The organism is Agathobaculum sp. LCP25S3_E8 (assembly GCF_052117165.1).
Taxonomy (GTDB): domain Bacteria; phylum Bacillota; class Clostridia; order Oscillospirales; family Butyricicoccaceae; genus Agathobaculum.
Window position 1 is genome coordinate 1 of record NZ_JBQKJR010000093.1, and the last position, 6,648, is coordinate 6,648.

8 protein-coding genes are annotated in these 6,648 nt (G+C 53.5%); 7 read left to right on the plus strand and 1 reads right to left on the minus strand.

What is annotated here, in order from left to right; translation table 11 throughout:
* Positions 1–10: 10 nt before the first annotated feature.
* The 6 genes from ACTQ34_RS16990 to ACTQ34_RS17015 all read left to right on the plus strand — a co-directional run bounded on the left by ACTQ34_RS16990 (position 11) and on the right by ACTQ34_RS17015 (position 4,228).
* Positions 11–412, plus strand: coding sequence for a plasmid mobilization protein (locus tag ACTQ34_RS16990; protein WP_008980720.1), 402 nt, complete (start codon positions 11–13; stop codon positions 410–412).
* Positions 384–1,997 carry a relaxase/mobilization nuclease domain-containing protein gene (locus ACTQ34_RS16995; RefSeq protein WP_136890944.1) on the plus strand — a complete coding sequence of 538 codons (1,614 nt, stop codon included), beginning with the start codon at positions 384–386 and terminating at the stop codon, positions 1,995–1,997. The genes ACTQ34_RS16990 and ACTQ34_RS16995 overlap by 29 nt, the downstream gene beginning before the upstream one ends.
* A 265-nt stretch (positions 1,998–2,262) precedes the next feature.
* Positions 2,263–2,433 carry a hypothetical protein gene (locus ACTQ34_RS17000; protein WP_168951823.1) on the plus strand — a complete coding sequence of 57 codons (171 nt, stop codon included), beginning with the start codon at positions 2,263–2,265 and terminating at the stop codon, positions 2,431–2,433.
* Positions 2,430–3,191: a replication initiator protein A gene (locus tag ACTQ34_RS17005; RefSeq protein ID WP_087988641.1), complete on the plus strand. Its 762-nt coding sequence runs from the start codon at positions 2,430–2,432 to the stop codon at positions 3,189–3,191. Before ACTQ34_RS17000 ends, ACTQ34_RS17005 begins: the two co-directional genes overlap by 4 nt.
* A complete protein-coding gene (locus tag ACTQ34_RS17010) occupies positions 3,188–4,021 on the plus strand; it encodes an ATP-binding protein (protein WP_087988642.1) in 834 nt (277 codons plus the stop codon). The genes ACTQ34_RS17005 and ACTQ34_RS17010 overlap by 4 nt, the downstream gene beginning before the upstream one ends.
* A 12-nt stretch (positions 4,022–4,033) precedes the next feature.
* Positions 4,034–4,228: a transposon-encoded TnpW family protein gene (locus ACTQ34_RS17015; protein WP_087988643.1), complete on the plus strand. Its 195-nt coding sequence runs from the start codon at positions 4,034–4,036 to the stop codon at positions 4,226–4,228.
* A gap of 90 nt (positions 4,229–4,318) precedes the next feature.
* Here the strand turns inward: ACTQ34_RS17015 and ACTQ34_RS17020 are convergent, their stop codons facing one another.
* Entirely contained in the window at positions 4,319–4,687 is a 369-nt protein-coding gene (locus ACTQ34_RS17020; protein WP_087988644.1) for a DUF4180 domain-containing protein, read from the minus strand.
* 252 nt (positions 4,688–4,939) lie between these two features.
* On the opposite strand from ACTQ34_RS17020, the gene ACTQ34_RS17025 reads away from it, so the two are divergent.
* Entirely contained in the window at positions 4,940–6,556 is a 1,617-nt protein-coding gene (locus tag ACTQ34_RS17025; protein WP_118101863.1) for a recombinase family protein, read from the plus strand.
* Positions 6,557–6,648 lie beyond the last annotated feature (92 nt).

Here is a 6,648-nt window from a genome sequence, read left to right on the forward strand (position 1 = left end):
TTGAGCCACCATGCCACACAAAACCTACAACACCCCCAAGCGGAAATGTGTTGTCAAGACCCGTCTGACCGAGGACGAGCGCAGAGCCTTTGAGGACAAATGCGCCGCCCTCTCCATGAGCCAGTCCGAGTATATCCGGCAAGCCGTTTTTTACAGCCGGATTTCTCCTGTTATCCGGGTGACTGCCCACAGCGAAGAAATGCTCACCGCCATATCTTCCCTTGTGGCGCAGTACGGGAAAATCGGCAGCAACCTGAACCAGATCGCCCGGTATCTCAACGAATACGGCGCACCCTACAACGCCCTGTCCAGTGAGGTGAGAGCCGCTGTTTCCGACCTTGCCGCCCTCAAATTCGAGGTGCTGAAAGTGATAGGTGAAGCCTATGGCAACGATCAAGCATATCAGCTCTAAAAATGCCGACTACGGAGCCGCCGAAGCCTATCTCACCTTTGAGCATGACGAGTTTACCATGAAACCCACCCTTGATGAAGCCGGGCGGCTCATTCCCCGGCAGGACTACCGGCTGGACACGCTGAACTGCGGGGAGGAAGATTTTGCCCTGTCATGTATCCGGGCAAATCTGCGGTACGGCAAGAACAGCAAACGGGAGGACATCAAGAGCCACCACTATATCATCAGCTTTGACCCACGGGACGCAGCCGACAATGGCCTGACCGTAGACCGGGCGCAGGCGTTGGGGCTGGCCTACTGCAAAGAGCATTTTCCCGGACACCAAGCCCTTGTCTGTACCCACCCGGACGGGCACAACCATAGCGGCAATATCCATGTGCATATTGTCATCAACAGTCTGCGGATTGCCGAGGTGGAGCGCAAGCCCTACATGGACAGGGCAAGCGACACCAGAGCCGGGAACAAGCACCGCTGTACCGCAGCCGCCATGCGGTATTTCCGCAGCGAAGTCATGGAGATGTGCCACCGGGAGGGGCTTTACCAGATCGACCTCTTGAACGGCAGCCGAAACAAAGTGACCGAGCGTGAATACTGGGCGAAGCGCAAGGGGCAAGCCAAGCTGGACAAGGAAAACGCTGTGCTGCTTGCCGAGGGTATCGCACCCCGACAGACCAAGTTTGAAACCGACAAAGGCCGTTTGCGGCAGACCATACGCCAAGCCCTTGCCACCGCCGCCAGCTTTGACGAGTTTTCCGCTCTCCTGTTGCGGGAGGGCGTGACCGTTAAGGAGAGCCGGGGGCGGCTGTCCTATCTCACGCCGGACAGAACAAAGCCCATCACCGCCCGGAAGCTGGGGACGGACTTCGACAAGGCCGCTGTCCTTGCTGTTTTCCAGCAGAACGCCCATAGAGCAGCCGCAAAGATGCAGGACAGACAGGAACACCAGCCGCAGCTTACTAAGGGCATACAGCGGACAAAACCCGCCCAAATCACCCCGAACCCTGACAGCCCGCAGCGGCTTGTAGATATAGCCGCCAAGCGAGCCGAGGGAAAAGGTATCGGTTATGAGCGTTGGGCAAAAACCTTTAACCTCAAACAGATGGCAAAGACCATGAATTTCCTTTCCGAGCATGGTTTTGCCAGCCCCGAAGAAGTGGACACAGCTTTGGAAGCCGCCATTTCCGGGCAGCACGCCGCCGGAGAAAAGCTGAAAGAACTGGAATCCAGAATCACCGCCAACAAGGAACTCATGCACCAGATCAGCGTTTACCGCAGAACCAAGCCCGCCCATGACGGGCTGAAAACTGCCAAGAAGCCGGAACGATACCGGGAAGCGTTTCATGCAGACCTGACGCTGTATGAAGCGGCGGTGCGGTATTTTCGGCAACAGGGCTTAAAGAAGCTGCCCGCCGTTTCCAAGCTGCAAGCGGAAAATGAAGCCCTGATTTCCGAGAAAAACGGGATTTACACCGAGTACCGGGAGCAGAAAGCCAGAGCCGCCGAGCTGCAAAAGGTCAAATCCAACCTTGCCGCCATGCTCCGGCAGGAACGGACAAAAGAGGTGCGTCGGGATTGGGAGCGGTAAGGGTGTTCCGTTTTGTTCCACCCCTACCCGGAAAGGGGGTTCCATTTTGGACACCCCTTTGCTATGGGAAATTGACCACTGAACTCCACCCCGAAATGATACCGAAACCGCACAAAAGCGTTCCCTATATCTGACCCTATCCGCAATACCACCTGCCTTTTTCAAGGGGCATACAGAGAGGAAAATCCCCGAAAATGACACCGAAATCATACACCAAACGCCGCCTATCCGGTTACATCGATAGAAACGGCAGAAAGGAGCCGCCATGCCGAGAATGAGCAAGAAGCGCAAGGAAGAATGGGCGTTCTTCCTCAATGAGCGCAACCGTATCACCTACAATCCTCTTTGCCGCAAGTGCCGCCGCACCTGCAAGCAGAGTTTCCGGGCTATGATCATCGAGTGCCCGCCGTTTCGCTCCAAGCGGGCGAAGCCATGAAGCCGGACAACACGCAGGAAACCATTTATGTAGGGCTGGACACAGGCTTGCCGCCCTACCTGCCATATCCCCGGTTCCTGCTGAAAATGGACATTTCCCAGACCGCCAAGCTGCTCTATGCGCTGCTGTTAGACCGCACCACCCTGTCACAGCGGAACGGCTGGCAGGACGATCAGGGCAGGACATTCATTGTCTATCCCATAGCGGAGATTGCCGAAATGCTGGATAAGGGGCAGACCGCCATCAAAGCCGCCTTGAACGAACTGGACGCAGCCGGACTTCTGGAACGGAAACGGGCGGGATTTTCCGCAGCCAACCGCCTGTATGTGAAGCTGCCGCCATTAGTTCGGATTTCCGACCCTATGACAGTCGGAAAAGCGACCCTCATAAGTGCGGAAAACCGACCTACTGATGGTCGGAAAAGCGACCTTATGACGGTCGGAAAACCGACCCCTAACAACCTTACTATAAACAACCTGATAGAAAACCAAACAATGGGAGTGAGTGGAGAGCCGCACAAACCGTTTGGCAGATATGAGAATGTTTTTCTGACCGAAGCCGAGTATGCAGAACTGAAAGCCGAGTTCCCGGACAGACTGGAACGGCTCATTGAGGAAATGAGCCGCTACCTTGCCGCCAACGGGAGAACCTACCAGAACTATGCCGCCGCCCTGCGGATATGGGCAGAGAATGACAAAAAGGACGCCCCGAAACAGGGTGTCCCGGACTACACCTGCAAGGAGGGAGAAAGTTTATGAACAAAATCGAGAATATCAATCTGCTGCCGGATACCGAGCCGGACAGCGGCGACTACACAGGCGAGGACGGTTTGCTGTACTGCGGAAAATGCCGCAAGCCCAAAGAAGCCTATTTCCCAGAGGGCAAGACGCTTTTCGGGCTTGACCGCCACCCGGCAGAGTGCGACTGCCAGAGGGCGCAGCGGATTGAGCGTGAAGCCGCCGAACAGCAGCGCAGACACCTTGACACCGTAGAGGACTTGAAACGCCGGGGATTTTCCGATACCGCCATGCGGGACTGGACTTTTGAAAACGACAACGGCAGGAACCCCCAGACCGCCGTTGCCCGGTTCTATGCGGAGCATTGGGACACCATGCAGGCCGAGAACATCGGTTATCTCTTTTGGGGCGGTGTGGGAACCGGCAAAAGCTACCTTGCGGGCTGTATCGCAAACGCCCTGATGGAGCAGAAAATCCCTGTCCGCATGACGAACTTTGCCGCTATCCTCAATGACCTTGCCGCCAGCTTCGAGGGCAGGAACGAATACATTTCCCGGCTTTGCCGCTATCCGCTGCTTATCCTTGATGATTTTGGCATGGAGCGTGACACCGCCTACGGGCTGGAACAGGTTTACAGCGTGATAGACAGCCGATACCGCAGCCGCAGGCCGCTGATCGTCACCACCAACCTGACCTTGCAGCAAATCCAGAACCCAACCGACACCGCCTATGCCCGTATCTATGACCGGCTGCTGGAAATGTGCGCCCCTGTCCGTTTTACGGGCGGCAACTTCCGCAGGGAAACCGCACAAGCCAAGCTGGAACGGCTGAAAAATCTGATGAATGAGTGAAAGGAGTAGCCTATGGCAGATTACGAACAGACCACAAAAACCAATCCCCGCCGCCCCGACTGCGTGACGAAAATCCGCATGGGCAACTCTGTCCTTGTGGTGTCCGGCTATTTCAAGCAGGACAGCACCGAAACTGCCATCGACAAAATGGAAAAAGTGCTGCAAGCCGAAGCCGCTGCTACACAGAAGCCGACTTATCCGGCATGAGCCGGGGGCATGGAAAAAGCGGCCATGCTTTGACATGGCCGCTTTCGCGTTGGGTTAATACACAACTATCCGATATGGGGATTTTATCCACTAAATGCTTTGACTTATTTTTTGAATTGCTTCTTCCTTTGTTGCAACAAAGAACACATCTTTCCCTTTATTGCTTTCAAAGATAAAGTCTTTCAGCGGCTTGCTGGTGTAATGTGAAAAATCCCCGTATATAGCGATTTTTCCACCGTAATTGATAAACTTTTGAAGAATTTCTCCCGCCAAGCCGCTGCTCAAAATGAAGAAATCTTCAATGATGTTCTTTTTATCCACGACAATATACTTTGTGCCTGCTTCGTATTTGGCAGACATAAGCAAATCAAGCGCAGAATCGACATCAGTAATAATCATGCTGTCACTTGATACGGCAACCGCAATTCCGTTGCCACAATCAATTTTTTCAAACTTCATGCCTGTACCTCCTTCAATGAATTGCAGACAAAATCCCGCATTATCGTCGCTGGTAACGCTTTTCGTATTATAGCATGAAGTAAAGGGATTTTCAATTACCGTTTTTCATGATAATCCCTATGAAAAGAACGCTCTTTTTTATAAACTATAAAGAAGCAGATTTTACACTTTTGCCGCTATACAGACAGCCGCCCCATGTGGTATGATAAAAATACGGAATAGTGGGGCTGGCTGTCGGAAACGGAGGATTTTATGTTAAGACAAGCCACCCAAAACCTGATTACCGCCCTTTATCCGAGATTATCCAAAGACGATGAACTGCAAGGAGAGAGCAATTCCATATCGAACCAAAAAAGGATACTCGAAGCCTACGCAAAACAGAACGGCTTTACCAATCTGCGCTGGTACACCGACGACGGTTATTCCGGGGCAAATTTCCAAAGACCGGGCTTTCAGTCTATGCTTGCAGACATTGAAGCCGGAAAAGTGGGAACCGTTATCGTCAAGGATATGTCAAGGCTGGGGCGAAACTACCTGCAAGTGGGGTTTTACACGGAAATGCTGTTCCCTCAAAAGGGTGTGCGTTTTATCGCTGTCAACGATAATGTGGACAGCGCAAACGGCGGCATGGACAACGATTTTACCCCGCTGCGAAATCTGTTCAACGAATGGCTGGTGAGAGATACGAGCAAGAAAATCAAGGCAGTAAAAAGGTCAAAAGGCATGAGCGGCAAGCCCGTTACCAGCAAGCCGGTTTACGGCTATGTGATGGACGAGGACGAAAACTTCATCATAGACGAGGAAGCCGCCCCGGTGGTACAGCAGATTTACCAGCTTTGCCTTGCCGGGAACGGCCCGACCAAGATTGCCCGTATGCTGACGGAGCAGCAAATCCCCACGCCGGGGACGCTGGAATATCAGCGGACAGGCAGCACCCGCCGTTACCACCCCGGCTATGAGTGCAAGTGGGCGACAAACACCGTCGTGCATATCCTTGAAAATCGGGAGTACACCGGCTGTCTGGTAAACTTCAAGACGGAAAAGCCCTCTTACAAGGTCAAGCACAGCGTAGAGAACCCCATTGAGAAGCAGGCCATTTTTGAGAACCACCATGAGCCGCTGATCGACATGGAAACATGGGAGCGTGTGCAGGAGTTACGCAAGCAGCGCAAACGCCCGAACCGCTATGATGAAGTGGGGCTGTTCTCTGGGATTTTATTCTGCGCCGACTGCGGCCATGTGCTGTATCAGCAGCGGTATCAGAACAAAGACCGCAAGCAGGACTGTTACATCTGCGGCAGCTACAAGAAGCGCACCCGCGACTGTACGGCGCACTTTATCCGCACCGACCTGTTGACCGCCGGTGTCCTGGCAAATCTTCGGCAAGTGACCGAATACGCAGCCAAGCATGAGAGCCGGTTTGTGAAACTGCTTGTCCAGCAGAACGAGATCGGCGGCAAGCGAAAGACCGCCGCAGCCACCAAGCAGCTTGAACAGGCACAGGAACGCATTGCCGAAGTGAGCCGGATTATCAAGCGGCTGTATGAGGACAATGTAAACGGCAAAATCAGCGACGAGCGTTTCATGGAACTGTCGGCTGATTATGAAGCCGAGCAAGCTGAACTGAAAAAGAGAGCCGCAGCCCTGCAAGCTGAACTGGACAAGTCGCAGGCCGCCACCGTCAACGCCGAGAAATTCATGGGCATTGTCCGCAAGCACCTTGCCTTTGAAGAACTGACCCCCACCCTGTTGCGGGAAATGGTAGAGAAAATCGTGGTGCATGAGTGCAGTTACGACGAGAACGGCACCCGCAGGCAGGACATTGAGATTTATTACAGCTTTGTCGGCAAGATTGACTTGCCCGAATAACCGCCCGACCTATCCGACACAATGGCCAAGTGCCGGATAGGAACGGCAAAATTTTTTACACTTCTAATGCTTCTTTATCACACATTAGCAAA

Coding starts and splice junctions, on each gene's coding strand:
- ACTQ34_RS16990 (WP_008980720.1), top strand. CDS start 11: ATGCCACACAAAACCTACAACACCCCCAAGCGGAAATGTGTTGTCAAG.
- ACTQ34_RS16995 (WP_136890944.1), top strand. CDS start 384: ATGGCAACGATCAAGCATATCAGCTCTAAAAATGCCGACTACGGAGCC.
- ACTQ34_RS17000 (WP_168951823.1), top strand. CDS start 2,263: ATGCCGAGAATGAGCAAGAAGCGCAAGGAAGAATGGGCGTTCTTCCTC.
- ACTQ34_RS17005 (WP_087988641.1), top strand. CDS start 2,430: ATGAAGCCGGACAACACGCAGGAAACCATTTATGTAGGGCTGGACACA.
- ACTQ34_RS17010 (WP_087988642.1), top strand. CDS start 3,188: ATGAACAAAATCGAGAATATCAATCTGCTGCCGGATACCGAGCCGGAC.
- ACTQ34_RS17015 (WP_087988643.1), top strand. CDS start 4,034: ATGGCAGATTACGAACAGACCACAAAAACCAATCCCCGCCGCCCCGAC.
- ACTQ34_RS17020 (WP_087988644.1), bottom strand. CDS start 4,687: ATGAAGTTTGAAAAAATTGATTGTGGCAACGGAATTGCGGTTGCCGTA.
- ACTQ34_RS17025 (WP_118101863.1), top strand. CDS start 4,940: ATGTTAAGACAAGCCACCCAAAACCTGATTACCGCCCTTTATCCGAGA.